Annotated in this window: 25 protein-coding genes; 19 read left to right on the top strand and 6 right to left on the bottom strand. The window is 68.9% G+C overall.

Annotated elements, in window-relative coordinates:
• Positions 1-25 precede the first annotated feature (25 nt).
• Positions 26-1,399 carry an ATP-dependent protease ATPase subunit HslU gene (hslU, locus tag M0L44_RS12105; protein ID WP_435526418.1) on the bottom strand — a complete coding sequence of 458 codons (1,374 nt, stop codon included), beginning with the start codon at positions 1,397-1,399 and terminating at the stop codon, positions 26-28.
• Complete coding sequence (gene hslV, locus M0L44_RS12100; protein WP_252769952.1) at positions 1,396-1,947, bottom strand: ATP-dependent protease subunit HslV; 552 nt, start codon at positions 1,945-1,947, stop codon at positions 1,396-1,398. The genes hslU and hslV overlap by 4 nt, the downstream gene beginning before the upstream one ends.
• 169 nt (positions 1,948-2,116) lie before the next feature.
• Here hslV and M0L44_RS12095 point away from each other — a divergent pair, with 169 nt between their 5' ends.
• Positions 2,117-2,797, top strand: a complete 681-nt coding sequence (locus M0L44_RS12095; protein WP_252769951.1) for an Lcl C-terminal domain-containing protein — start codon at positions 2,117-2,119, stop codon at positions 2,795-2,797.
• Between the two features lie 14 nt (positions 2,798-2,811).
• Complete coding sequence (locus tag M0L44_RS12090) at positions 2,812-3,306, top strand: Lcl C-terminal domain-containing protein (protein ID WP_252769950.1); 495 nt, start codon at positions 2,812-2,814, stop codon at positions 3,304-3,306.
• A 52-nt stretch (positions 3,307-3,358) separates the two neighbouring features.
• Here the strand turns inward: M0L44_RS12090 and M0L44_RS12085 are convergent, their stop codons facing one another.
• The 3 genes from M0L44_RS12085 to M0L44_RS12075 form a co-directional block, all read right to left on the bottom strand.
• Complete coding sequence (locus M0L44_RS12085; protein ID WP_252769949.1) at positions 3,359-5,167, bottom strand: STAS domain-containing protein; 1,809 nt, start codon at positions 5,165-5,167, stop codon at positions 3,359-3,361.
• Between the two features lie 33 nt (positions 5,168-5,200).
• Positions 5,201-5,896, bottom strand: a complete 696-nt coding sequence (gene dksA / locus M0L44_RS12080) for an RNA polymerase-binding protein DksA (protein WP_435526417.1) — start codon at positions 5,894-5,896, stop codon at positions 5,201-5,203.
• 130 nt (positions 5,897-6,026) lie between these two features.
• Positions 6,027-7,070, bottom strand: coding sequence for a CobW family GTP-binding protein (locus M0L44_RS12075; protein WP_252769947.1), 1,044 nt, complete (start codon positions 7,068-7,070; stop codon positions 6,027-6,029).
• Between the two features lie 191 nt (positions 7,071-7,261).
• Here M0L44_RS12075 and M0L44_RS12070 point away from each other — a divergent pair, with 191 nt between their 5' ends.
• The 15 genes from M0L44_RS12070 to M0L44_RS12000 all read left to right on the top strand — a co-directional run bounded on the left by M0L44_RS12070 (position 7,262) and on the right by M0L44_RS12000 (position 23,028).
• Complete coding sequence (locus M0L44_RS12070) at positions 7,262-8,164, top strand: CorC family transporter (RefSeq protein ID WP_435526416.1); 903 nt, start codon at positions 7,262-7,264, stop codon at positions 8,162-8,164.
• Positions 8,161-9,711, top strand: coding sequence for an apolipoprotein N-acyltransferase (lnt, locus tag M0L44_RS12065; RefSeq protein ID WP_252769945.1), 1,551 nt, complete (start codon positions 8,161-8,163; stop codon positions 9,709-9,711). The genes M0L44_RS12070 and lnt overlap by 4 nt, the downstream gene beginning before the upstream one ends.
• Before the next feature lie 95 nt (positions 9,712-9,806).
• Complete coding sequence (glyQ, locus tag M0L44_RS12060) at positions 9,807-10,841, top strand: glycine--tRNA ligase subunit alpha (RefSeq protein WP_252769944.1); 1,035 nt, start codon at positions 9,807-9,809, stop codon at positions 10,839-10,841.
• A 5-nt stretch (positions 10,842-10,846) separates the two neighbouring features.
• Positions 10,847-12,988 (top strand): glycine--tRNA ligase subunit beta, encoded by a 2,142-nt coding sequence (gene glyS, locus M0L44_RS12055; RefSeq protein WP_252769943.1) that lies wholly within the window; start codon positions 10,847-10,849, stop codon positions 12,986-12,988.
• Between the two features lie 4 nt (positions 12,989-12,992).
• Entirely contained in the window at positions 12,993-13,601 is a 609-nt protein-coding gene (gene gmhB / locus M0L44_RS12050) for a D-glycero-beta-D-manno-heptose 1,7-bisphosphate 7-phosphatase (RefSeq protein ID WP_252769942.1), read from the top strand.
• Between the two features lie 8 nt (positions 13,602-13,609).
• Positions 13,610-14,371 carry a lysophospholipid acyltransferase family protein gene (locus M0L44_RS12045; RefSeq protein ID WP_252769941.1) on the top strand — a complete coding sequence of 254 codons (762 nt, stop codon included), beginning with the start codon at positions 13,610-13,612 and terminating at the stop codon, positions 14,369-14,371.
• 33 nt (positions 14,372-14,404) lie between these two features.
• A complete protein-coding gene (locus M0L44_RS12040; RefSeq protein ID WP_252769940.1) occupies positions 14,405-15,298 on the top strand; it encodes a M48 family metallopeptidase in 894 nt (297 codons plus the stop codon).
• A 380-nt stretch (positions 15,299-15,678) separates the two neighbouring features.
• A complete protein-coding gene (locus M0L44_RS12035) occupies positions 15,679-16,143 on the top strand; it encodes a MerR family transcriptional regulator (protein ID WP_252769939.1) in 465 nt (154 codons plus the stop codon).
• A 77-nt stretch (positions 16,144-16,220) separates the two neighbouring features.
• Entirely contained in the window at positions 16,221-16,904 is a 684-nt protein-coding gene (gene can / locus M0L44_RS12030; protein ID WP_252769938.1) for a carbonate dehydratase, read from the top strand.
• Between the two features lie 27 nt (positions 16,905-16,931).
• Entirely contained in the window at positions 16,932-18,734 is a 1,803-nt protein-coding gene (gene aceK, locus M0L44_RS12025; RefSeq protein WP_354004125.1) for a bifunctional isocitrate dehydrogenase kinase/phosphatase, read from the top strand.
• Positions 18,735-18,759: 25 nt separating this feature from the next.
• On the top strand, positions 18,760-19,938 hold the full coding sequence (locus M0L44_RS12020; RefSeq protein ID WP_252769937.1) for an acetyl-CoA C-acyltransferase: 1,179 nt from the start codon (positions 18,760-18,762) through the stop codon (positions 19,936-19,938).
• Positions 19,939-19,942: 4 nt separating this feature from the next.
• Positions 19,943-20,605 (top strand): LysE family translocator, encoded by a 663-nt coding sequence (locus M0L44_RS12015; protein ID WP_252769936.1) that lies wholly within the window; start codon positions 19,943-19,945, stop codon positions 20,603-20,605.
• A complete protein-coding gene (locus M0L44_RS12010) occupies positions 20,602-21,273 on the top strand; it encodes an SDR family oxidoreductase (RefSeq protein ID WP_252769935.1) in 672 nt (223 codons plus the stop codon). Before M0L44_RS12015 ends, M0L44_RS12010 begins: the two co-directional genes overlap by 4 nt.
• Before the next feature lie 37 nt (positions 21,274-21,310).
• Positions 21,311-22,441: an acyl-CoA dehydrogenase family protein gene (locus tag M0L44_RS12005; RefSeq protein WP_252769934.1), complete on the top strand. Its 1,131-nt coding sequence runs from the start codon at positions 21,311-21,313 to the stop codon at positions 22,439-22,441.
• A 29-nt stretch (positions 22,442-22,470) separates the two neighbouring features.
• Positions 22,471-23,028 (top strand): chorismate--pyruvate lyase family protein, encoded by a 558-nt coding sequence (locus tag M0L44_RS12000; protein ID WP_252769933.1) that lies wholly within the window; start codon positions 22,471-22,473, stop codon positions 23,026-23,028.
• On the opposite strand, the gene M0L44_RS11995 is transcribed toward M0L44_RS12000, so the two are convergent.
• On the bottom strand, positions 22,995-23,612 hold the full coding sequence (locus tag M0L44_RS11995; protein WP_252769932.1) for a hypothetical protein: 618 nt from the start codon (positions 23,610-23,612) through the stop codon (positions 22,995-22,997). The two genes, M0L44_RS12000 and M0L44_RS11995, sit on opposite strands and share 34 nt — an antisense overlap.
• Positions 23,613-23,725: 113 nt before the next feature.
• On the opposite strand from M0L44_RS11995, the gene M0L44_RS11990 reads away from it, so the two are divergent.
• Together M0L44_RS11990 and M0L44_RS11985 are read left to right on the top strand one after the other, a co-directional pair.
• Positions 23,726-24,343 (top strand): 2-hydroxychromene-2-carboxylate isomerase, encoded by a 618-nt coding sequence (locus M0L44_RS11990; protein WP_252769931.1) that lies wholly within the window; start codon positions 23,726-23,728, stop codon positions 24,341-24,343.
• 101 nt (positions 24,344-24,444) lie between these two features.
• Positions 24,445-24,963 carry a YbaK/EbsC family protein gene (locus tag M0L44_RS11985; RefSeq protein ID WP_151123865.1) on the top strand — a complete coding sequence of 173 codons (519 nt, stop codon included), beginning with the start codon at positions 24,445-24,447 and terminating at the stop codon, positions 24,961-24,963.
• Positions 24,964-24,985 lie beyond the last annotated feature (22 nt).

Genomic DNA, 24,985 nt, shown 5'->3' with positions numbered 1-24,985 from the left:
CCGGCTTGCGCCCGGTCAAGCCCCCTCAGAGGATGTAACGCGACAGATCCTCATTGTGGGCCAGCTCGCCCAGCTTCGTGCCCACCGCGGCCGCATCCAGCGTGACCGTCTGGCCGGCGTGACGGGGGGCGTCGAAGCTGATCTCGTCCAGCAGCCGCTCCATCACCGTGGCCAGGCGCCGGGCACCGATGTTCTCGGTGCGCTCGTTGACCTCGAAGGCGATCTCCGCCAGTCGCCGGATGCCGTCCGGCGCGATCTCCAGCGTGACGCCTTCGGTGGCCAGCAAGGCCTGGTACTGGCGCACCAGGTTGGCATGGGTGCTCGAGAGGATGGCCTGGAAATCGTCGACCGACAGGGCCTGCAGTTCGACCCGGATCGGGAAGCGGCCCTGCAGCTCAGGGATCAGGTCGCTGGGCTTGGAGAGGTGGAAGGCGCCCGAGGCGATGAACAGGATGTGGTCGGTCTTGACCATGCCGTGCTTGGTTTGCACGGTCGTGCCCTCGACCAGGGGCAGCAGGTCGCGCTGTACGCCCTGGCGCGAGACATCGCTGCCCTGGGTGTTGCTGCGGGTGGCCACCTTGTCGATCTCGTCGATGAAGACGATGCCGTTCTGCTCGGCGTTGTGCAGCGCACGGGCCTTGATGTCGTCCTCGTTGACCAGCTTGGCCGCTTCTTCGTCGATGAGCTGGCGCAGGGCCTCGGCCACCTTGAGCTTGCGCTGGGTCTTCTTGGCCGTGCCCATCTGCGAGAACAGGCCTTTCAGCTGCTCGGCCATCTCCTCCATGCCCGGCGGGGTGACGATGTCCACATTGGCCCGGGTCTCGGCCAGTTCCAGCTCGATCTCCTTGTCGTCCAATGCGCCTTCGCGCAGGCGCTTGCGCATGACCTGGCGGGCGGTGTTGTCCGGGGCGGGGGTGGCCGAGGCCGCAAAACCGAACTCGGCACCACCATGGCGCGGCGGCGGCACCAGGATGTCCAGGATGCGGTCCTCGGCGGCCTCCTCGGCACGCATGCGGTGGCGCCGGATGGCGGCGTCGCGCTCTTGCTTGATGGCCACCTCCATCAGGTCGCGGATGATGGTGTCCACATCCTTGCCCACATAGCCCACCTCGGTGAACTTGGTGGCCTCCACCTTGATGAAGGGGGCGTCGGCCAGTTGGGCCAGGCGGCGGGCGATCTCGGTCTTGCCCACGCCGGTGGGGCCGATCATCAGGATGTTCTTGGGCGTGATCTCGGCGCGCAGCTTGGGCTCGACCTGTTGGCGCCGCCAGCGGTTGCGCAGCGCGATGGCCACCGCGCGCTTGGCGGCGTTCTGGCCGACGATGTGGCGGTCGAGTTCGGAGACGATCTCCTGCGGCGTCATCATCGAGGGGGTGTCGGTGCTCGTGTCCGTGCTCATTCCAGCACCTCGATCGTGTGGTTCTGGTTGGTGTAGATGCAGATGTCGCCGGCAATCTCCAGCGACTTCTTGATGATGGTCGGGGCGTCCAGTTCGGAGTTCAGCAGCAGCGCCTTGGCGGCGGCCTGGGCATAAGCCCCACCCGAGCCGATGGCCACCAGGCCCAGTTCCGGCTCCAGCACGTCGCCATTGCCGGTGATGATCAGCGAAGCCTCGCGGTCGGCCACCGCCAGCATGGCCTCCAGGTTGCGCAGGACCTTGTCGGTGCGCCAGTCGCGCGTGAGCTCGATGGCTGCGCGCACCAGGTGGCCGGAGTGCTTCTCCAGCTTGGCCTCGAAGCGCTCGAACAGGGTGAAGGCGTCGGCCGTGGCGCCGGCAAAGCCGGCCAGCACCTGGTCATGGTGGAGCTTGCGGACCTTGCGCGCGCTGGACTTGACGACGGTGTGGCCGAGGGTGACCTGGCCATCGCCGCCCAGGGCCACCTGCCAGCGCCCGTCGGGCAACTGGCGGCGCACGCTGAGGATGGTGGTGCCGTGGTAGGTGTGCATAGGTGGCCGTAGGTAGGGATGACTCTCCCAAACACAAGGGGGGTCCAGGCCGAGATGTCACTGCGATGTGGGATTCCCCCGAAAGGGGGACCCGGAACAATGCCGGACACCTTATTGCAGGGAGTTCCTTTTGATACCCCAACAGCGTTCTTTCCGAACCCGGTGCCGGGTGCGTGGGGCCTGGGCCGGCCTGGGCGGGCTGGTGCTCGGCGCCCTGGGCAGCACCCCGGCATTCGCCACCCCGCCACTGAACGACACCGGCTACACGACTTGTGTCGTCAATGGACAGTACACCACCCAGTGCGCGGGCACCGGGCAGGATGCGGAATACGGCCGGGATGCCACCGCCCCCAACAACCGCGATGGCGTGGCGGGTTTCTCCTTCACCAAGGTCTGCCGCAGCGGCGAGGTGGCGGGGCAGGGCAGCTGCCCTGCCGATCCTCCGCGCGGCAGCGGGGAGAACGAATGGGCCTGCACCCTGGACAACGTGACCCATCTGCTGTGGCAGTTGGATGTGGGCACTCAGGTGACCCACTATCCGACCGGTCCCTACAACTACCGTGACTATGTCAAGCAGGTGAATGCCACCGGGCTGTGCGGCTACTCGGACTGGAACCTGCCGGCCACGGCCCAGCTCGAGACCTTGCTGCTGTACACCACGACCTACCCCGGTCCGGCCATCGACACCCGGTGGTTCCCGTCCACCGTGAGCAGCAGGCTGTACTGGGCCCGGGAGGCCCGCATCGACAAGCCTGACGAGTTCTGGGCGGTGAACTTCATGGATGGCACCGTGTATCCCATGAATCGCCAGTACAAGGAATATGCCCGCCTGGTGCACAAGAACCCATGACGAGGAACCTCTCGATGCGAATCCGAACCCTCTGGCCGTTGCTGGGCCTGTGTGCCCTGACCACGCTGCCCGCCGCGGCGGCCCCTTTCGCGCGCCTGCCCTCGGTCAACGGCGTGCCCGAGGTGCTGGACACGGCCACCGGCCTGGTCTGGCGCCGCTGCGCGGAAGGCCAGGCCTGGACGGGCAGCACCTGCGGCGGCACGCCCGTGACCCTCACCTGGCAGGCCGCGCTGGACCACGCGAAGCAGCAGGCCTCGGCCACGCATGCGGCCTGGCGGCTGCCCAACATCAAGGAGTTGTCCAGTCTGGTGGACCGCCAGCACACCTGGCCGGCGCTGGATCCGGTGGTGTTTCCGGGGGCGACCTCGGACAACTACCAGAGCTCCACCACGATGCGTTGGGACAATGACCCGTTCGGGGTGAACTTTGTCAACTTTGCCCTGGGCGAGATCCAGCCCTGGGACTTCCTGGATCTGGCCGCCGTGCGGCTGGTGCGCAACGCACGCTGAGCGGTCTCCGCCCGGGATATCCCATCCCGGGCGCCGGCCAGGCCAGGTCAGATCAGACCTGGCGCAGCTGCACCGGGGCGTGCTCGATGATGCCCATGGCGCGGAACATCAGCGCCACCAGGCGGTGCACCTCGGTGAAGCGGATCTGCCGACCCTCGGCCCGCTTGGCAATGACCCAGTTGAGCAGGTCACCGGCGGCGATGAAATCCACCCGGATCAGCAGCGCACAGGAGATGTGGATCAGCTTGGCTTCACCCAGGCGGCTGTCCAGCACACCCAGCAAAGCGCTGATATCGCCCGAGAGCTGGCCTGAGAGCTCCAGGGTGGTCAGGCTCTGGCTGCCCTCGCCCTCGCCCAGCTCCTGCAGGGTGGTGACGGCCTCGCCGATCACCGACAGCGGAGCGGCCTGGGTGCTGGCGCCAGCCCCATCCAGTCGCACCGCGCAGCGGGTGTTTTCCCAGCTGGGCGGCGAGACCTCGTAGGTGACGCAGTAGTCGATGGCCACCTCGTCGAACTGGTCGGGGCGGTTCACCAGGCGCAAGGCCTCCATGCGCGTCATCCAGTAGGCCGGGTCGGCGTCGCGCATGCCCACCGGGGCGGCATCCTGCAGCACCTGGAACAGCTGGTCCGTGCCCAGCCAGCGCATCTGCAGCGATTGCCGGGCCCAGCCTTGCATCAGTCGGTACAAGCGGGCCGCGGCGTCGGCGTCCAGATGCGCGAGCCGGCTCCAATCCAGCGCCCAGGGCTGGGGCAGTTGCAGGGTCTGGGAATCGAGTTGCCCCACCCCGTCCACATCCAGGTTGGCGGGGCAGACCCAGGCCACCTGAACCTCGCTGGCTTGGCCCCGCGCAGGCACGGCCGTGGCTTCGGCCACCAGCTGGGGCAGCGAATACCACTGCGGCGCCGAGCGCTGCAGCTGCATCACGTAGTCGTTGGTCAGCGTGTCGAAACTGGCCTGCTGGCCGGTGGCGCGGTAGAAATCGAACAGCACCAGCCAGGTGTCGTTGTGGGCGTGACGGATGCCGTGGCTGCCGGTCAGCTGACGCAGTGCCCGCTCGCACAGGGTGAAATCCGCATTGGCAAACGCGATCACCGCCTCGTCCAGCTCCTGGTCGTGGGAGATCTCGCTGACCTCGATGTCCGGCCCTTCCCCCAGGCTGATCGGGGATGTGGCGAGGACAGGGGCCGGCGTCGCGGAGGGCATGGCGGGTGCCGTCGCCTGGCTTGCGGCGCGGGCCGGCGCGGGCTCCAGCGGGGGCGGCAGGGTGTCGTGCAGCACGGGCACGGTGATGCCGGGTGGCAAGCCGGGCGGCAGCTGCTCGCCGCCGCGGGGCAGGCCGGTTTCCTGCCATTCCACCATCGGACGGGTGGCGTCGTCGTTGTGCGTCGGGATGGGGGCCGGTGTGGCCAGCTGCCGCACCGGCGGGCTGGGGGGCGGCAGGGGCGTGTTGAGGGTCGGCGGCGGGGTCACCCCCTTGGGCATGCGGGCCCCCGCGCTGCCGGCGATGCCCACCATCTGGCGCTCGATGGCGTCGATCTTGGCCTTGACGCTGCGGTCGGGGCCGCCGGGCAGCAAGGTGGCCTTGACGTCGCTGTCGTCGATGCGCGAAGACGCGCTCAGGGCCTGGGCCTGCTCGGCATTGAGCCCTTCGCGGCGGATGCGGCGCAGCATGTCCAGCTCGCGCTTGCGGACGAAATCGTTGCGCCGCTTGCGCTCGATCATGGCCTTGAGCTCGGCCTTCTCGATGTCGGCAAACTGGCTGGAGGCCGCCTCGGGCGGTCGGCTGATCAGCTCGCGCGCCGGATGGGCGACCAGCTTGACCATGCGGCGAAACACGCCGTCTCCGTTACCGCTGGCCATGGGTCCTGCCTTGCTGCTGGAGAAAAGGGGACATCAGTCCCCGAACATCTTCTGCTTCATCTCACGGCGTTGCTGGGCTTCCAGCGACAGCGTGGCGGTCGGGCGGGCCAGCAGGCGACCCAGGCCGATGGGCTCGCCCGTCTCGTCACAGAAGCCGTATTCGCCGGATTCGATGCGGGCCAGCGACTGGGAGATCTTCTTGAGCAGCTTGCGCTCGCGGTCGCGGGTGCGCAGTTCCAGCGCGTGCTCTTCCTCGATCGTGGCGCGGTCGGCCGGATCGGGGACGATGGACGTGTCTTCGCGCAGGTTTTCGGTGGTCTGGCCGGCGTTGGACAGCAGGTCGTCCTTCAGGGCCTGCAGCTTGGTGCGGAAGAACTCCAGCTGCTTGTCGTTCATGTACTCCGCATCCGGCATGGCCAGAAGCTCGGCTTCGGTGAGCTCGCCGCCCGCCTTGGTCTTCCAGGCGTTGGCGAGCTTCGGGTCGGCCTTCGTGGCGGTCTTCACTGCATTCATGGGTTCGTGTTCAGGTCGGGCCGGGGGAGGCGCTGGGGAAAAACGGTCGTTGAAACTGGCCGTGGATGCCATGGGCGCGGCAGCGGGACGCGGGGCGGCCGATTTCGCAGCGGCCCCCCGGGCGGAAGGCTTCTTGGCGGTGTCGTCGGCCTCGGGGTCGATGCTCCGGGGCGCCGTTTTGGCCGGTGTCTTGCTCACGGTCGGTCTCCTCACCATTGCGCGAGTGAAAGGGCTTTATACCCTTGCCGAACATGCTGGATGTGGTTCTGCCACCACTTCCACCACGGTCGGGCGCGCGGATTGTAGCCAGCCTGACCGTGCGCGCGGCTTTCACACCGCGCGTCGCTCAGGCGATGCAGCCTTCCAGGCCCTGCAGCAGGATTTCCTTGGGCAGGTCGATGCCGATGAACACCATCTTGCTCTCCTTGGCCTCGCCCGGGGCCCACTTCGGGCCCAGGTCGCTGCCCATGAGCTGGTGCACGCCCTGGAAGATCACCTTGCGGTCGCTGCCCTTGAGGCACAGCACGCCCTTGTAGCGCAGCATCTTGGGGCCGTACACCTGCACGATGGCGCCCAGGAAGTCCTCCAGCTTGGCCGGCGACAGCGGCTTGCTGGTGCGGAAGACGAAGGACTTCACATCGTCGTCGTGATGGTGGTGGTGCGGGTGGTCGCAGTGCTCGCCATGTTCATGGTCGTGATCATGGTCATGGTCATGGTGGTCGTGACCCTCGTCCGCCTTCAGGAAGTCGGGGTCGATGTCCAGCTTGGCGTTGAGGTTGAAGCCCTTGAGGTCGAACACCTCGGCGATGGGCACCTCCCCGAAGTGCACCCGGCGTTGCGGGGCGCGCGGGTTCATGTGCTTGAGGCGGTGCGACAGGGCCTCGATGGCCTCGTCCTTCACCAGGTCGGTCTTGCTGATGAAGATCTGGTCGGCGAAGCCCACCTGGCGGCGCGCTTCCTGGCGGGTGTCGAGCTGCTCGTTGGCGTGCACCGCGTCGACCAGGGTCAGGATGGAGTCGAGCTGGAAGCTCTCGGCCACCTCGTCATCCATGAAGAAGGTCTGGGCGACCGGGCCTGGATCGGCCAGACCGGTGGTTTCGATCACGATCCGCTCGAAGTCGAGCTCGCCCTTGCGGCGGCGCTGGGCCAGGTCCGACAGCGTGCTGCGCAGGTCCTCGCGGATGGTGCAGCAGACGCAGCCGTTGCTCAGCTGGATGATCTGTTCCTGGGTGTCGGACACCAGGATGTCGTTGTCGATGTTCTCCGCGCCGAACTCGTTTTCGATCACGGCGATTTTCTGGCCGTGGGCTTCGGACAGCACCCGCTTGAGCAGCGTGGTCTTGCCGGAGCCGAGAAAACCGGTGAGGATGGTGGCGGGGATGAGGGACATGGAAACAGGACTCCGTGAAGGGGCCGTCGGCAGGGTGTCTGCCTGGGGCCCGCCGTCGATCTTTCGACAATGTTCTGCGGTGATTTCCGCCGTGACGGCACCGCAGAAGGCCGGACACTCTCGGCCATGCCTCAAGACCTGTCAAGTGAATCGAGTATTCTTCGCCTTCCTCCACTGCCGGCACAAGCGACGTGTCCGAACCTCAGCCTAGTCGACCGCCCCGTGGCGGTTCCCACCGGGGTCACCGCCCCGGGATGTCCCATGGCGGCGACCGCCGCACCCTGCTGGAACGGGTGATCGAGTTCATCTCGCCCGGTCCCGATTCCAAGGACGAACTGATCGAGACGCTGGCCGAGGCCGAGCACCGCGAGCTGATCGAACCCCAGTCGCGGGCCATGCTCGAGGGCGTGCTGCGCATGGCCGACCTGGTGGCTGGCGACGTGATGGTGGCCGAGCCCCGCATGGACATGCTCGACATCGATGCGCCCTATGACGAGATCCTGGCCGCCGTGATCGACACCGGGCACTCCCGCTTTCCGGTCACCGAGGGCGACCGGGCCAACATCATCGGCATCCTGCTGGCCAAGGACCTGCTCAAGCTGCAGCGCGCGCCCGAGCTGAACCTGCGCACCCTGCTGCGGCCGGCCGTCTTCGTGCCCGAGTCCAAGGGCCTGAACGAGCTGCTGCGGGACTTCCGCAGCAACCGCAACCACCTGGCCGTGGTGATCGACGAGTTCGGCAACACCGCCGGCCTGATCACCATCGAGGATGTGCTCGAGGAGATCGTCGGCGAGATCGAGGACGAGTTCGACGATGCCGACGCCGAGAGCGGTGTCTACACCCTGGCCGATGGCAGCTACCGCGTGGCCGGCGACGCCAACATTCCCGAGGTCAACCAGGCCCTGGCGGTGCAGTTGCCCGAGGCCGACTTCGACACCGTGGGCGGGCTGGTGGCCCATGAGCTGGGCCGCGTGCCTCGCCGCGGGGAGGCCGTGCAGCTCCATGGCCTGGAGTTCAACGTGATGCTGGCCCGCGGCGGCGCCGTGCGCTGGTTCAAGGTCCATCGTCTGGCACCGGGCGAGACCGCCGCGTGAAGCCCGTGTCGAGTGAAGCCTCCGGGCGCTGGCCGGCCTGGGGCTGGGCCCTGCTGCCGGCCGCGGGGGCCCTGCTGACGGCCTCCACCGCGCCGCTGGGGGCCTGGTTCCTGCAGCTTCCCGCCCTGGCGGTCCTGGCCTGTGCCGTGGGCCGGCTGGCGCCTCGGCGCGCGGCGCTGGCGGGCTGGCTGTTCGGCCTGGGCTGGCTGGTGTCCTCGCTCTGGTGGCTCTACATCAGCATGCACGACTTCGGCGGCCTGGCGCCGCCGCTGGCCGGGGCCGCCGTGCTGCTGCTGGCGGCCTTCCTGTCGCTCTACCTGGCGGCCGCGATGGCGGCGGTGGCCCGCTGGCGCACGGGTCGCCATGCGGTGGACGCACTGCTTTACACCGGCGCCTGGTTGCTGGCCGAACTGGCCCGGGCCAGCTGGTTCACCGGTTTCCCCTGGGCCGCGCCCGGCTATGCCCACACCGACGGCCTGCTGGCGCCGCTGGCGCCCTGGCTGGGGGTCTATGGGTTGACGGCCGTGGCCGCCCTGTGGGGCGGTCTGTGGGGCCAGGGCCGGGCGCTGTGGCGCACATCCGGTGGGCGCGCGCTCGCGGTCCTGGCCGTGGCCCTGCCGCTGGCGGCCGCACTGGCGCCGTCGGACTTCACCCGCCCGACCGGGCAGATCTCGGTCAGCCTGCTGCAGCCCAATGTGCCGCAGGACATCAAGTTCGATCCCAACCGCCTGGCGGGCAACATGCTGGCGCTGCGCGAGCAGGTGCTGGCTGCGCCGGGGCAGCTGGTGCTCACGCCCGAGTCGGTGCTGGCCGTGCCCCAGAGCGACCTGGACCCGGTCTACTGGCAGAGCCTCATCCAGCCCTTCACCCGGGGCGACCGGGCGGTGCTGATGGGCACCTTCCTGGGCGACAACGACCGGGGCTATGTCAATTCGATGATCGGCGTGTCCGCCGCCACGCTGCAGGCCGGGCAGGCCTACAGCTACGGCAAGCGCCACCTGCTGCCCTTTGGCGAATTCATCCCGCCGGGTTTCCGCTGGTTCGTCGACCTGATGCACATCCCGCTGGCCGACCAGGCCCGGGGCCAAAGCGAGGCGCCGTTCGAGGTGGGTGGTCAGCGGGTGCGGCCGCTGATCTGCTACGAGGACCTGTTCGGCGAGGACTTCGCCGACAGCCTGGCCGGGCCGCAGTCGCCCACCGTGCTGGCCAATGCCAGCAACCTGGCCTGGTTCGGCCGCTGGATGATGCAGGACCAGCACCTGCAGTTTTCGCGCATGCGGGCGATGGAGTTCCAGCGTCCGCTGGTGCGCTCCACCAACACCGGTGCCACCGCGGCCATCGACCACCGCGGCGTGGTGACCGCCCGTCTGCCCGCCTGGACGCCCGGGCGGCTGGACGTGATCGTCGAGGGGCGCGAAGGGGTCACGCCCTATGCCGCCTGGCTGGCCCGCTGGCACCTGCTGCCGCTGTGGCTGACGGGCCTGCTGTGTGCCTTGCCCGCCCTGCTGACGCGGCAGCGGCAGTCCAACCGGCTCCCGCAACCCTAAAATGAACGGTTCGCTTCCCTGTTCCGGCTTCGGCCGGGGCGGCCGGAGGCGCCGTTCCAGCCCCTGAATGCCGGCGCAACGACCGGCCTGACGTGATGCTCACCTTCCAGCAACTGATTCTCCGCCTGCAGGACTACTGGGGCAGCCAGGGCTGCGCCCTGCTGCAGCCCTACGACATGGAGGTGGGTGCCGGCACCAGCCACACCGCCACCTTCCTGCGCGCCATCGGGCCGGAGCCCTGGAAGGCCGCCTATGTGCAGCCCAGCCGCCGCCCCAAGGACGGCCGCTACGGCCAGAACCCCAACCGCCTGCAGCACTACTACCAGTTCCAGGTGGTCCTGAAGCCGGCGCCGGCCAACATCCTGGAGCTCTACCTGGGCAGCCTGGAGGCCCTGGGCTTCGACCTGAAGAAGAACGACGTGCGCTTCGTCGAGGACGACTGGGAGAACCCGACGCTGGGCGCCTGGGGCCTGGGCTGGGAGGTCTGGCTCAACGGCATGGAGGTGACCCAGTTCACCTACTTCCAGCAGGTCGGCGGTATCGACTGCAAGCCCATCACCGGCGAGATCACCTACGGTCTGGAACGCCTGGCCATGTACCTGCAGGGCGTGGAGAACGTCTACGACCTGGTCTACACCGATGGGCCCGAGCAGGCGCCGGGCCGCTCCCAAGCCCGCGAGACCCCCTCGGGGGGCAACCCGGCGCGCAGCGGCGGGTCTGGGGGCCGGCTGACCTACGGCGACGTCTTCCTGCAGAACGAGATTGAGCAGTCGACCTACAACTTCGAACACAGCAACGTCGAGTTCCTGCTGCAGGCCTTCGGCGCGCACGAGGGCAATGCCCAGCAGCTCACCGCCGCCCAGCTGGCCCTGCCGGCCTACGAGCAGGTGCTCAAGGCGGCCCACACCTTCAACCTGCTGGATGCGCGCGGCGCCATCAGCGTGACCGAGCGGGCCGCCTACATCGGCCGCATCCGCAACCTGGCGCGCGCGGTGGCCCAGAGCTACCTGGACAGCCGGGCCCGGCTGGGCTTCCCGATGGCCCCCAAGGCCTGGGCCGACGAAGTCACCGCCCAGATCGCAGACAAGGCCGAGAAGGCCGCCCTGGCTGCCGCCAAGAAGGGGGCCTGAACACCATGACCGCACAGACCCTCCTCGTTGAACTGTTCGTCGAAGAACTGCCGCCCAAGGCGCTGAAGAAGCTGGGCGAATCCTTTGCCGGCACCCTGGCCACCAGCCTGCAGGCCCAGGGCCTGGCGCCAGTCGATGCGACCGTGACGCCTTTCGCCTCGCCGCGCCGCCTGGGCGTGGCCGTGAGTGGCGTGCTGTCCAAGGCCGCCGACCGCGCGGTGCAGCAGAAGCTGATGCCGGTGGCCGTGGCCCTGACGGCCGATGGCCAGCCCACCCCCGCGCTGCTCAAGAAGCTGGCCGCCGTCGGTGCCGATGCCTCCGTGCTGCCGCAGCTCAAGCGCCAGCCCGATGGCAAGGCCGAGGCCCTGTTCCTCGACAGTCTGGTGCCCGGCGTGCTGCTGCCCGAGGGCCTGCAGAAGGCCCTGGACGAGGCCATCGCCAAGCTGCCCATTCCCAAGGTCATGACCTACCAGCTGGGCGACGGCTGGAGCGACGTGAAGTTCGTGCGCCCGGCCCACCGCCTGCTGGCGCTGCACGGCGAGCATGTGGTCCATGTGCAGGCCCTGGGGCTGAGCGCCGGCCGCGAGACGCAGGGCCACCGCTTCGAGGCCACCACGCCGGTGGTCACGGTGGACGATGCCGAGAGCTATGCGCGCCAGCTGCGCGAGCAGGGTGCGGTCATCGCCAGCTTTGACGAACGTCGCGCCGAGATCATGCGTCAGCTGCAGGCCGCCGCGGCGAAGGAGGGCCTGCAGCCCATCGAGGACGAGGCCCTGCTCGACGAGGTCACCGGTCTGGTCGAGAAGCCCCATGTGCTGACCTGCCAGTTCGAGCCGGAATTCCTGGCTGTGCCGCAGGAGTGCCTCATCCTGACGATGAAGGCCAACCAGAAGTACTTCCCGCTGCTGGACAGCCACGGCAAGCTGACCCACAAGTTCCTGATCGTCAGCAACATCCACCCGGCCGATCCCAGCGCCGTGATCGGCGGCAATGAGCGCGTGGTGCGCCCGCGCTTGGCCGACGCCAAGTTCTTCTTCGACCAGGACCGCAAGAAGACCCTGGCCAGCCGCGTGCCAGGCCTGGCCAAGGTGGTTTACCACGGCAAGCTGGGCACCCAGGGCGAGCGCGCCGAGCGGGTGCGCCAGATCGCCCACGCCATCGTCAACCAGCTGCGCATGGCCACCGTGCCCTTCACGGTGGAGGCCAAGGACGAGTTCGACGTGCTCGACAGCAAGGCCCAGGAGGCCGCGCTGCTGGCCAAGACCGACCTGCTGACCGACATGGTGGGCGAGTTCCCCGAGCTGCAGGGCATCATGGGCGGCTACTACGCCCGCTCCGAAGGCCTGCGCGACGGCGTGGCCATCGCCATCGAGGACCACTACAAGCCCCGCTTTGCCGGCGACGCGCTGCCGCGCAACCACACCGGCACCGTGCTGGCGCTGGCCGACAAGCTGGAGACCCTGGTGGGCCTGTTTGGCATCGGCCAACTGCCCACCGGCGACAAGGATCCCTTCGCGCTGCGCCGCCACGCGCTGGGCGTGATCCGCCTGCTGGTCGAGAAGCACCTGCCGCTGGACCTGCCGGCCCTGGTGGCCGCGGCCGTGCCGGTGTTCGGTGAGCTGATCCAGAACCCGGCCGAGGCCCTGCTGGGCTTCTTCACCGACCGCCTGGCGGTGTCCCTGCGCGAGCAGGGCTACAGCGCCCAGGAAGTGGACGCGGTGCTGGCGCTGGCCCCGGCCCGCCTGGGCGAGGTGCCGCGCCGCCTGGAGGCGGTGCGTGCCTTCGCTGCGCTGCCCGAGGCCGCCTCGCTGGCGGCGGCCAACAAGCGCGTGTCCAACATCCTGAAGAAGGTCGAGGGCGAACTGCCCACGGCCATCGACAGCGCCCTGCTGCGCGAGCCCGCCGAACAGGTCCTGGCCGCCGCGCTGGCCGAAGTCGCTCCCCAGGCGGACGCCCGCTTCGCGGCCCACGACTACACCGGCTCGCTGCAGGCCCTGGCGGCCCTGAAGGCGCCGGTGGACGCCTTCTTCGAGGACGTGATGGTCAATGCCGAGGACGCGGCCCTGCGTGCCAACCGGCTGGCCCTGCTCAACGGCCTGCATGGGGCGATGAATCGCGTGGCCGACCTGTCCCGCCTGGCGAGCTGAGCCCATGCCGGTCACCGCGCCCAAGCTCATGATCATCGGCCGCGACGGCATCCTCAATCATTTCCGCGAGGACCACGTCAAGGAACCCGAGGAGCTCGAGCCCATTCCCGGCGCGCTGGAGGCCGTGGCCCAGCTCAACCATGCCGGCTGGCATGTGGTGCTGGCCACCAACCAGGGCGGCATCGGCCGCGGTCTGGTGGACATGGCCTCGGTCAACGCGGTGCACCTGCGGCTGATGAAGATGCTGGCCGCCAAGGGCGGCCGCATCGACGCGGTGTTCTTCTGCCCCCATGCGCCGGAAGAGGCCTGCGACTGCCGCAAGCCCCAGCCGGGCATGATGTTCGACATTGCCCGGCGCTACGGCGTGGACCTGAAGCAGGTGCCCATGGTGGCTGACACCCTGCGCGACCTGCAGGCCGCCCAGGCGGCCGGCTGCCCGCCGCACCTGATCAAGACCGGCCGCGCGGCCGAGGTCACCGAGGACGAGCGCCGTCAGTGGGTGCAGTCCGTTCCTGGCACCCTGGTCCATGAGGACCTGGCCGCCTTTGCCCGATACCTGCTCCAGCGCGACGCGGCGCCCAAGCCCGCCCCGAGCGACTCTCAAGGCCACTGAGGTTTTTCATGCAACGTCTGGGATGGGTCCTGCGTTCGACCCTGTTCTTTCTCTGGATGGCCATCACCGTCATCCCCTGGGGTTCCTTCGTGGTGCTGGTGTCCATCGTGCTGCGTGGCAACGCGCTGTACTGGATCTGCGCGGGCTGGCTGCGCGTAGCCCTGTGGGGTGCGCGCCTGATCTGCGGCGTGCGATGGCGCGTCACCGGCATGGAGAACGTGCCTTCCGCGGCCGATGGGCAGGCGGCGGTGCTGCTGGCCTCCAAGCACCAGTCCACCTGGGAAACCTTTGCCTACCCGGCGCTGATGCCGCACCCGCTGTGCTACGTCTTCAAGCGCGAGTTGCTGTGGATCCCCTTCTTCGGGTGGTCCATGGCCCGGTTGGACATGATCCACATCGACCGTTCGCGCCGCACCGAGGCCTGGAACAAAGTGGCCGCGCAGGGCCGACGCATCATGGGCCAGGGCAACTGGGTCATCATGTTCCCCGAGGGCACCCGCATTGCCCGCGGCGAGCGCGGTAGCTACAAGACCGGCGCGTCGCGGCTGGCGATTGCCGCAGGCGTGCCCATCGTGCCGATCGCGGTGAACTCGGCCCGCTGCTGGCCCCGCCGCAGCTTCCTGCTGCGCCCCGGCCTGGTCACGATCTCCATCGGCCAGCCCATCGCCTCCGAGGGCCGGGCCCCGGAGGAGTTGATGCGCCAGGTCGAGGACTGGATCGAGACCGAGATGCACCGGCTCGACCCCGAAGCCTACGCAGCCGGCGCCTGACAGGCGGGGACGGGCGCCCTAGAATCGCCGCCCATGGCCGCCCGTCGTGATGCCGCCCAGCCGGAACAGATGTCCTTGTTCGATGTGATCGACGCGGCATTCCCGTCGCTGGGCCAGATGCTGCGGCCTGCGCCCGTGGCCGGCAGTCCGGCGCCCGCGCGTCCCGCGCCGCCGGTGGCCACCGTGGTCCATGCCCATCCGCTGGCCGATCGTGAGATCCAGTTCGGCGACTGCCGGGTGGCCTACCAGCTGCGCCGCGCCCGGCGCAAATCCATCGGTTTCGTGGTCAGCCCCGACGGCCTGTCCGTCAGCGCTCCACGCTGGGTGGGGCAGGGCGACATCGACCAGGCCCTGCGCGCCAAGTCGGCCTGGATCCTGCGCAAGCTGGGCGAGCAGCGTGACCGTCGCCGCCATCTGGAGGCATCCCGGATCGAGTGGCGCGACGGTGCGAACCTGCCTTTCCTCGGCGAGCCCCTGATGCTGCGGCTCGACCCGCGGGCTGTGGGAACCCAGCTGGTGCTGACGCCGGAGGGCCAGCGTGAGCTGCGGATCGGCCTGGCGCCGGCCGCCGCGGTCAGCCAGATCCGCGACACGGTGCAGTCCTGGCTGCAGCAGGAGGCTCTGCGGCACTTCGAAGGGCGCTGTGCCCATTTCGCCGAGCGCCTGGGGGTCACGTTGCGCCGCCTGCGCCTGAGCGCCGCGCAGACCCGCTGGGGCAGTGCGTCGGCCGACGGCTCGGTCCGCCTGAACTGGCGGCTCATTCATTTCGGCCCGGCGGTGATCGACTACGTCGTGGCGCACGAGCTGGCCCACCTGCGGGAGATGAACCACAGCCCGGCCTTCTGGGACGTGGTGCGCTCGGTGATCCCCGATCTGGACGCCCGGCGGGCGGCGCTCAAGTCACCGGTTCTGCCCCTGTTCGATTGAGTTTTTCCTGATGGGCGATCCTCAAGATTGTGGAGTTCGATCACCCTGACAGGGGATAGGCTGGATGCACGTCAAGCGGCACACTGACCGCATTGCTGTCAACACGTGACTGAAGGCAATTCAGGGAAGGTCACACAGCTCAGCCAGCCAGGGCAACCCGGCTGGCTTTTTTTTGCCTCGCGCGCGCATCAGCCGCATCAGCGGCTGTGCGGGCGAGTTGCCGACAGGCCGGCCGCCGACACGGTCACCCAGAGCGTGCACACGCTGACGGCCCCTGCGGCCAGGATGTCTGGGGTGCGGGCCTCTGGGCAAGGCGGGGTGTCTTCACGTAGACTTGAAATTGACGTTGACGTAAACGTCATTTCTGCCGGTTCTCCGCCATGTCCTCTTTGCCCCGACCGATCCCTGCTGCGCAGCTCGTCCCCGAAGGCGAGCCGCGTCCTGCGCCGGTGAGCTACACCATCACCGAGCTGGCGCAGGAGTTCGAGATCACGCCGCGGGCGATCCGCTTCTACGAAGACCTGGGCCTGCTGCAGCCGCGCCGTGAAGGGCGCCATCGCATCTACAGCCACCGGGATCGCACCCGCCTGAAGCTGACCCTGCGTGGCAAGCGGCTGGGTCTGCCGCTGCAGGACATCAAGCAGCTGGTGGACATGTACGAGACGGGTACCGACACCCGTCCGCAGCTGGAGGCCTTCATCCAGGTGTTGCGAGCCCACCGTCGGCAGCTGGAGCAACAGCTGGAGGACATCCGCGTGACTTTGGAGGAGATTGATGAACATGAGCACAAATGCCGTCAACTCCTGGAAAAGTCGGTGAACGGGGTCGGGGGTGCCGGAGCCTGATCCGCGAGAACCCTGTCAGCCTGGGCAAGCGTGGCTGATTACACTGACAGTCAGTTGATGCACTGCAGCAAAACACCATGAATTTCCAACTGGACGAACTCTTCCAGAAGAACCGTGAATGGGCCGAGGCCACCGAGGCCCAGTCGCCCGGCTTCTTCACCCGCCTGCTCAAGCAGCAGACGCCGCAGTACCTGTGGATCGGCTGCGCGGACAGCCGCGTGCCGGCCAATGAGTTGGTCGGCCTGCTGCCCGGCGAGCTGTTCGTGCACCGCAACGTGGCCAATGTGGTGGCCCAGTCCGACCTCAATGCGCTGTCGGTGATCCAGTTCGCGGTGGATGCGCTCAAGGTGCAGCACATCATGGTGGTGGGCCACTCCAACTGCGGCGGCGTGCGCGCAGCCGTCTACAAGCTGCGCGTGGGGCTGGTCGACAACTGGCTGAGCCATGTGCGCGATGTGCGCGACCGCCACCAGGCCTTTCTGTCGCAGCTGTCGATGGAGCGCCAGGTTGAGGCGCTGTGCGAGCTCAACGTGCTGGAGCAGGTGCGTCATGTCTGCGACACCACCTTCGTCCAGGATGCCTGGACCCGCGGTCAGCCGGTGGTGATCCATGGCTGGGTGTATGGCCTGCACAATGGGATCATCAACGACCTCAACATCACCGCGACCTGTGCCGCGGAGGTGATGCCCGCCTACGACAAGGCCCTGGCGGCAGTGAAGTCGCGCTACCTGGCGGAGTTGGGCACCGGCGTGGCCCACTGAGCTGTTTCCCCTGGAAAGACCGAGACCGTGCCGACGTTCCCGACCCAGCTGAACGACCAGCAGGCCTTCGAGATGGCGAGGGCCCTGCTGGACGGCTTCAACAAGCATTACCGGCTGTTCCGGGAAAGCAGTGCGCAGGCGCAGCAGCGCTTTGAGCAGGCCGACTGGCTGGGCCAGCAGCGGGCCCAGCGGGACCGCATCGTCTTCTACGATCTGCGGGTGGGCGAGGCGGTGGAGCGGCTGCAGACCGAGTTCGGCGCTGGCAGCTTGTCGATGGAGGTCTGGCACCAGGCCAAGCTGCACTACATCGGCCTGTTGATCGACCACCACCAGCCGGAACTGGCGGAGACCTTCTTCAACTCGGTCACCACCCACATCCTGCACCGCAGCTACTTCCACAACGATTTCATCTTCGTGCGGCCGGCGGTCTCCACCGAGTACATCGAGAACGACGAGCCGGCCGCCACGCCGACCTACCGGGTCTACTACCCCTCGCCGGAATCCCTGCACGATGCCTTCCTGCGCATCGTCCACAACTTCCAGCTGCAGCGTCCCTTCGAAGACCTGGACCGGGATGTGGCGGACGTGGTGGCGGCGCTGCGCACCGAGCTGGGCGACTTCCGCCCCCGCGCGAACTTCCAGATCCAGGTGTTGAGCTCCCTGTTCTTCCGCAACAAGGGGGCCTACGTCATCGGCAAGGTGGTCAATGGCTACCGCGAACTGCCCTTCTCGCTGCCCATCCTCCACAACGAGGCGGGCGATGCGCTGGTGATCGACACCGCGCTGATCGGCGAGGACGACCTGCAGATGTTGTTCAGCTTCGCACGGGCCTACTTCATGGTGGACATGGAGATCCCCAGCGCCTTCGTGCAGTTCCTGCGCTCGATGATGCCGCGCAAGCCGCGCTGGGAGCTCTACAACGCCCTGGGCCTGCACAAGCAGGGCAAGAACATCTTCTACCGCGACTTCCTCTACCACCTGCGTCATTCCAGCGACCACTTCCGCATCGCCCCCGGTATCAAGGGCATGGTGATGCTGGTGTTCGACCTGCCCAGCTTCCCCTTCGTCTTCAAGCTGATCAAGGACTACTACCCGCCGCAGAAGGACACCACGCGCGAGCAGATCAAGGGCAAGTACCTGCTGGTCAAGCAGCACGACCGGGTGGGCCGCATGGCCGACACGCTGGAGTTCTCCGAGGTGGCTTTCCCCCTGGAGCGATTCGAGGACGAGCTGGTGGAGGAGATCCGCCGCTTCGCACCCAGCCAGCTGGAGATCTCCGACCGCGACGGCGACGGGCACACCGAGCTGATCCTCAAGCACGTCTACATCGAGCGCCGCATGATCCCGCTGAACCTCTACCTGCAGGAGGCCACGCCCACGCAGCTGGAGGAGGCCGTGGTGGAGTACGGCAACGCGATCAAGGACCTGGTGGCCGCCAATATCTTCCCCGGCGACATGCTGTGGAAGAACTTCGGCGTGACCCGCCAGGGCAAGGTCGTGTTCTACGACTACGACGAGATCGAGTACATCACCGACTGCAACTTCCGCCGCGTGCCGCCCCCGCGCACCGAGGAGGAAGAGATGTCCGGCGAGATCTGGTACTCGGTGGGCCCCAAGGATGTCTTCCCGGAGACCTTCGGGCCCTTCCTGCTGGGCAACCAGGCGGTGCGCCAGGTGTTCATGGCGCATCATGCAGACCTGTTGGATGCCGCCTTCTGGCAGGGCCACCAGGCCCGCATCAAGGCGGGCGATGTGCAGGACGTTTTCCCTTACGACCCAGGCCGGCGCTTTGCCGTGAGGCGCCGCCTGGCCGCCATTGGCGGACACTGATTCACGGCAACCCTAGGAGACTCATATGGCCGAATCCATCGTCATCGCAAGCGCCGCCCGCACCCCCATCGGCGCCTTGCTTGGAGACTTTTCTTCCCTTGCTGCCTGGGAACTGGGCGCGGTGGCGATCAAGGCTGCCGTCGAGCGCGCCGGCGTGCCGGGCGACGCCGTGGACGAGGTCCTGATGGGCAACTGCCTGATGGCCGGCCAGGGCCAGGCCCCGGCCCGTCAGGCCATGCGCAAGGCCGGCCTGCCCGACAGCACCGGCGCCGTCACCCTGAGCAAGATGTGCGGCTCGGGCATGCGCGCCATGATGTTCGCCCACGACATGCTGGCCGCCGGTTCGGCCAACGTGATGGTGGCCGGTGGCATGGAAAGCATGACCAACGCCCCGCACCTGATGTTCGCGCGCAAGGGCGTGAAGTACGGCGCCGCCACCCTGTACGACCACATGGCCATGGACGGCCTGGAAGACGCCTACCAGCGTGGCAAGGCCATGGGCGTGTTTGCCGAGCAGTGCGTGAGCAAGTACGACTTCAGCCGCGAGGCCATGGACCAGTTCGCGGTGACCTCGCTGGCCCGCGCCAAGGCCGCCAACGAGAACGGCAGCTTCGACTGGGAAATCGCCCCGGTGACGCTGGCCGGCAAGGCCGGCGACACGGTGCTCAGCAAGGATGAATCGCCCTACAAGGCCAAGCCCGAGAAGATCCCCAGCCTGAAGCCCGCCTTCACGAAGGAAGGCCGCATCACCGCCGCCACCTCGTCGAGCATCTCCGACGGCGCCGCTGCACTGGTGCTGGTGCGTGAATCCACCGCCGCCCAGATGGGCCTGACCCCGCTGGCCCGCATCACCGCCCACGCTGTGCACGCCCAGGCGCCGGAATGGTTCACCACCGCCCCGGTGGGCGCCATCCAGAAGGTGCTGGACAAGTCCGGCTGGACCGCCAACCAGGTGGACCTGTGGGAAGTCAACGAAGCCTTCGCCGCCGTGACCATGGCCGCGATGGCCGAGTTCAAGCTGCCCCACGAGATCGTCAACGTGAACGGCGGCGCCTGTGCCCTGGGCCACCCGATCGGTGCCTCCGGTGCTCGCATCGTCGTGACCCTGCTGGGTGCGCTGCGCAAGCAGGGCAAGAAGCGCGGCGTCGCGGCGCTGTGCATCGGCGGCGGCGAAGCCACCGCCCTGGGCCTGGAACTGATCTGAGCCCATGCCGACCCTGGGTGAACTGGGTTTGCACCAGCCAGCGCTGTTCGCGCTGGCCGTGCTGGTGCTCAACGCCACGCCCGGGGTCGATCTGTTGTACACGGTGAGCCGCACGCTGGCGGGCGGCTGGCGTCAGGGGCTGGCGGCAGCGCTGGGGGTCGGCGCCGGCTGCGTGGTGCATGCGCTGCTGGCGGCCTTCGGCCTGGCCGCCTTGCTGGCCGTGTCCGCCTGGGCCTTCACCGGGCTGAAGTGGGCCGGTGCGGCCTATCTGGTCTGGCTGGGCCTGGGCATGCTGCGCCAGGCCGCGCGGCCGGCGCCGGTGGCCGCGGCCACCGACACTCCGGCGGTCGCGCGCACCGGGGTGCAGGTGTTCCGCCAGGGCCTGCTCACCAATGTGCTCAACCCCAAGGTGGCCTTGTTCTTCCTGGCCTTCCTGCCGCAGTTCATCGCCCCGCAGGCTCCGCACAAGACCCTGAGCTTTCTGCTGCTGGGCGCCTGGTTCGTGCTGCAGGGCACGCTGTTCCTGGCGGCCGTGGTGTGGCTGACGCAGCGACTGCACCGCGCGGTGGGCGGCTCGGCCCGCCTGGGCCGTGGGCTGAATGCCGCGGGCGGCCTGCTGTTCCTGGGCTTGGCCCTGCGCCTGTCGCGGGCGGAGGTGCCCGCGTGAGTCCGTCCGTGCTGGTCATCGGGGCCTCACGCGGCATCGGCCTGGAGCTGGTGCGCCAGCACCGGGCCGAGGGCCGCGCGGTGCTGGCCACCGCCCGGGATGACGCCGGTCTGGCGCGTCTGCGGGCCCTGGGCGCACGGGCGCTCAAGCTCGACGTGGCCAGCCCGGTCAGCGTGTCCGGCCTGGCCTGGCAGATCGATGGCGAGTCCTTCGACACCGTCTGGTTCTGTGCCGGTGTCTACGGCCCGTCCACCACCGGCCTGCAGCCGCCCACGCTGGCGGATTTCGACCGGGTGATGCACACCAATGTGCTGGGCGCCATGCAGGTGCTGCCCCAGTTGCTGGACGCGCTGGCGCCCCAGGCGCGGGTGGGCCTGCTGTCCTCGCGCATGGGGTCCATTGGCCGGCGCAGCAGCCCCACGGGCTGGTTGTACCGGGCCTCCAAGGCGGCGCTCAACTCGGTGGTCAAGGACCTGTCGCTGGCCCTGGCCGGGCGGGCCCTGTGCGTGGCCCTGCACCCGGGCTGGGTGCGCACCGACATGGGCGGCGCCGATGCCGATCTGGACGTGGCGCGCAGCGCCGCCGACCTGCGGGCCACGCTGGCGGCCCTGACCCCGGCCGACCACGGCCACTTCCTGAACCACGACGGCCGGCCCCTGGACTGGTGATCCGTCGTTCCCAGAACGATTTCCGGAGACAAGAGACATGTTGCTCGACGACGACCACCGCGCCGTGCAGGACGCGGTGCGGGCCTATGTGCAGGACCGCATCGCGCCCCAGGCCGCGCGCTGGGACAAGGAACACCACTTTCCCGCGGCGGAGCTCAAGGGCCTGGCCGAACTGGGCTGCTACGGCGTGGCCGTGCCGCCCGAGTACGACGGTGCCGGGCTGGATTACCTGGCCCTGTCGCTGATCCTGGAGGAGATTGCCGCCGGTGACGGCGGCACCTCCACCGTGGTCAGCGTCAACAACTGCCCGGTCTGCTCCATCCTGATGGCCTGCGGCAACGAGGACCAGAAACAGCGCTTCCTCAAGCCCCTGGCGCGCGGCGACATGCTGGGCGCCTTCTGCCTGACCGAGCCGCATGTGGGCTCGGAGGCGGGCGGGCTGAAGACCACCGCCGTGCGCGACGGCGACCACTACGTGCTCAATGGCGTCAAGCAGTTCATCACCAGCGGGAAGAACGGCCAGGTCGCCATCGTGATGGCCGTGACCGACAAGGCCGCGGGCAAGAAGGGCATCAGCGCCTTCCTGGTGCCCACCGACACGCCGGGCTACATCGTCGCGCGGCTGGAGGACAAGATGGGCCAGCACAGCTCGGACACCGCGCAGATCCTGTTCGAAGGCTGCCGCGTGCCGGTGGCCAACCGGCTGGGCGAGGAGGGGCAGGGGCTGAAGATCGCCCTGTCGGGCCTGGAGGGCGGGCGCATCGGCATCGCCAGCCAGTGCATCGGCATGGCCCGCGCGGCCTTCGAGGCGGCGCTGAAGTACAGCAAGGAGCGGGTGGCCTTCGGCGTGCCCATCTTCGAACACCAGGCCCTGCAGCACAAGCTGGCCGACATGGCCACCCAGATCGAGGCTGCGCGCCAGCTGATCTGGCATGCCGCCAGCCTGAAGGACGCCGGCCGGCCCTGCCTGAAGGAGGCGGCCATGGCCAAGCTCTTCGCCAGCGAGATGGCCGAGCGCGTCTGCTCCGCCGCCATCCAGGTGCACGGCGGCTACGGCTATGTCACCGACTTCCCGGTGGAGCGGCTCTACCGCGACGTGCGGGTCTGCCAGATCTACGAAGGCACCTCGGAAGTGCAGAAGATCCTGATCGGAAGGGCGCTGGTCTGAACCGTGATCGTGTGGGGCGCCAGCGCCCCGTGACGGGCCAGGCCCTGCGCTGGCTGCGGGCCGAAGGCTCGCTGACCATGCACCTGCGCCGGGCCCGCGCACCGCTGACGGTGCAGGTGCTGGGCCAGGCCCGCGAGCCAGCCCGGGCGGAAGACGCCTGGCCGCTGGGCCTGCGCCCGGGCACGGCGGTGCTGGGCCGCACCGTGCTGCTGGTGGGCGATGGCCGGCCGATGGTGCTGGCCCATTCGGTGGTAAGGGCCGCGGTGGCCCGCGGGCCCTGGCGGGCGCTGGGCGGCCTGGGCAGTCGCCCGCTGGCCGAGCTGCTGTTCACCCGCGCCGATGTGGACCGCTCGCCGCTGTGGCAGGCCTGGCTGCCGCCGGCGCATCCGTTGGCGCGCTGGGTGGCACGCACCTGGCAGCAGGCCACCGGCCAGCCCTTCCCGGGGCGGGGCGTGTGGCGGCGCTGGTCCTGCTTCGAGCGCCAGGGCCAGTCACTGCTGGTCAATGAGTTCTTCGTGCCCGGCGAGGTGGCGGCTTGGCCGGCGCGAGCCCGTCAGCGCGCAGGCAGGTACAGGCGGTCGGAGTAGGTGGCCAGCCATTGCGGGCGGAAAGCCACAAAGATCGACACCAGCATGCCGGTCAGGAAGGCATCGCCCCAGGCCGCCAGCCAGCGGCCGATCAGGATGTCGCCCGCCTCGCTGCCGCTGGGCACGCCCTGCACCCACAGGGCCAGGGCGCCGGAGAGCCACATCGCCAGCACGGAGGCGAAGAAGCCCCGGCCCAGGATGTAGACGAAGAGGTGGTGGGGTAGCCAGCGCCGCACCGCCAGACCCAGGCCGAAGGCCAGGCTGGCCGGCACGATGCCCAGCCAGACCAGGCGCGACAGGCCCACGGCCCAGTCCAGGTCGCCCAGCACGGTGGTCAGCAGCGCCACCGGCAGCAGCGACAGCATGGCCAGCGGCCAGCCCGCCATCAGGGCCAGCAGGCAGGCGCCGGACAGCGGCTGCAGCAGCGGCACATGGGACACCTGGTCCGCGCCCCAGAGCAGGGGCATGACCGCACACCAGCCCAGCCAGGGCCAGGGCGGGCCGGCCAGCGGCAGCGCGCGCCAAGGCCTCAGCAGCAATGCCAATGCCATCACGCCCACGACCATGACCGCTTCGAGTGCCATGGCCGGCATCCTAGCCCCCGCGCGGGCCCACCGCGTGACCGCGGTCAATCCGGGCGGACCCCTCCCGCAGCCCGGGGAGGGCAGGGCGGCGCGCTTTGGCGTATCTTTGAACAATGAACACCGAGAGCCGTACCCCGATCGACTTCTACTTCGACTTCTCGTCGCCGTATTCGTACATCGCCAACGAGTGGATTGACGCGCTGGCCGCGCGCCATGGGCGCGTCGTGCGGCGCCGGGCCATCCTGCTGGGTGTGGCCTTCCAGGCCGCCGAGCTCAAGAGTCCGGTGTCCCACCCGATCAAGCGGGACTATGCGCTGCGCGACTTCGCCCGCTCGGCCCGGTTCGAAGGCCTGCCCTACCGCATGCCCTCGACCTTCCCCATTCCCACCCAGAACGCCGCCCGGGTGTTCTGGTGGCTGCAGGAGACCCAGGGGGCCGAGGCTGCCGCAGCCTGGACCCGCAGCGCCTTCCGGGCCTTCTTCACCCGCGACATCGTGCTGAGCGATCCCGCCGCGCTCAAGGCCCTGCTGGTCGAATCGGGCGTGGACGCCGAGGCCGCCGAGGCGGCCTGGAACGACCCGGTCTGGAAGGACCGGCTGCGCCAGGCCAACGAGCAGGCCATCGCTGCCGGCGTCTTCGGTGCACCCTTCTTCGTGATCGACGGCGAGCCCTTCTGGGGCAATGACCGCAAGCTGCAGATGGAGCGCTGGCTGGGCCAGGGGCCGTACTGAGGCGGGCACGGAGCCCCGCCGGCCGCTGGGGGCAGGGTCGCTGCGAGACAATCCGAGGGTCCTGATCTGCTGCTGCCGCGCCGGGCGCGGCCGACCGAGCCATGTCCACCACAGCTCCCCTGGCCGACGAGGCCCCCGATGATGTCCCGCACGAGGGCTATGCTCTGGTGCGCCGGGTGCTGGCCGAACAGGGCCACGGCGCCGCGCCCCGCTGGCTGACCGTGCCGGCCCGCACCTGCCAGGAGGCCGCCGAGGCCCTGGGCGTGTCCACCGGCCAGATCGCCAAGAGCGTGATCTTCCGCCGCAAGGCCGACGACGTGGCGGTGCTGGTTGTGGCCTCCGGCGACCTGCGGGTGGACGAGCGCAAGGTGGCGGCCATCGTCGGCCCCATCGGCCGGGCCGACGCTGCCTTCGTCAAGGCCCGCACAGGCTTCTCCATTGGCGGTGTGTCGCCGGTGGGGCACGCCACGCCGCCGGTCACGCTGCTGGACCGCGAGCTCTTCCGCTTCGACACCGTGTGGGCCGCCGCCGGGCACCCGCACGGCGTCTTCCCGGCCCGCCCGGACGAACTCCAGCGCCTGACCCAGGCGCCGGTCGTCGATGTGATGCAGCAGGGATGAGCATGCGCCCCTGCCCGCCACC

It is taken from the genome of Ideonella oryzae, from assembly GCF_024055665.1.
Taxonomy (GTDB): domain Bacteria; phylum Pseudomonadota; class Gammaproteobacteria; order Burkholderiales; family Burkholderiaceae_C; genus Ideonella; species Ideonella oryzae.
This window is presented reverse-complemented; position numbering and strand designations above follow the sequence as displayed.

Coding starts and splice junctions, on each gene's coding strand:
- hslU (WP_435526418.1), bottom strand. CDS start 1,399: ATGAGCACGGACACGAGCACCGACACCCCCTCGATGATGACGCCGCAG.
- hslV (WP_252769952.1), bottom strand. CDS start 1,947: ATGCACACCTACCACGGCACCACCATCCTCAGCGTGCGCCGCCAGTTG.
- M0L44_RS12090 (WP_252769950.1), top strand. CDS start 2,812: ATGCGAATCCGAACCCTCTGGCCGTTGCTGGGCCTGTGTGCCCTGACC.
- M0L44_RS12085 (WP_252769949.1), bottom strand. CDS start 5,167: ATGGCCAGCGGTAACGGAGACGGCGTGTTTCGCCGCATGGTCAAGCTG.
- dksA (WP_435526417.1), bottom strand. CDS start 5,896: ATGGTGAGGAGACCGACCGTGAGCAAGACACCGGCCAAAACGGCGCCC.
- M0L44_RS12075 (WP_252769947.1), bottom strand. CDS start 7,070: ATGTCCCTCATCCCCGCCACCATCCTCACCGGTTTTCTCGGCTCCGGC.
- glyQ (WP_252769944.1), top strand. CDS start 9,807: ATGCTCACCTTCCAGCAACTGATTCTCCGCCTGCAGGACTACTGGGGC.
- glyS (WP_252769943.1), top strand. CDS start 10,847: ATGACCGCACAGACCCTCCTCGTTGAACTGTTCGTCGAAGAACTGCCG.
- gmhB (WP_252769942.1), top strand. CDS start 12,993: ATGCCGGTCACCGCGCCCAAGCTCATGATCATCGGCCGCGACGGCATC.
- M0L44_RS12045 (WP_252769941.1), top strand. CDS start 13,610: ATGCAACGTCTGGGATGGGTCCTGCGTTCGACCCTGTTCTTTCTCTGG.
- M0L44_RS12040 (WP_252769940.1), top strand. CDS start 14,405: ATGGCCGCCCGTCGTGATGCCGCCCAGCCGGAACAGATGTCCTTGTTC.
- M0L44_RS12035 (WP_252769939.1), top strand. CDS start 15,679: ATGTCCTCTTTGCCCCGACCGATCCCTGCTGCGCAGCTCGTCCCCGAA.
- can (WP_252769938.1), top strand. CDS start 16,221: ATGAATTTCCAACTGGACGAACTCTTCCAGAAGAACCGTGAATGGGCC.
- M0L44_RS12020 (WP_252769937.1), top strand. CDS start 18,760: ATGGCCGAATCCATCGTCATCGCAAGCGCCGCCCGCACCCCCATCGGC.
- M0L44_RS12015 (WP_252769936.1), top strand. CDS start 19,943: ATGCCGACCCTGGGTGAACTGGGTTTGCACCAGCCAGCGCTGTTCGCG.
- M0L44_RS12005 (WP_252769934.1), top strand. CDS start 21,311: ATGTTGCTCGACGACGACCACCGCGCCGTGCAGGACGCGGTGCGGGCC.
- M0L44_RS11995 (WP_252769932.1), bottom strand. CDS start 23,612: ATGGCACTCGAAGCGGTCATGGTCGTGGGCGTGATGGCATTGGCATTG.
- M0L44_RS11990 (WP_252769931.1), top strand. CDS start 23,726: ATGAACACCGAGAGCCGTACCCCGATCGACTTCTACTTCGACTTCTCG.
- M0L44_RS11985 (WP_151123865.1), top strand. CDS start 24,445: ATGTCCACCACAGCTCCCCTGGCCGACGAGGCCCCCGATGATGTCCCG.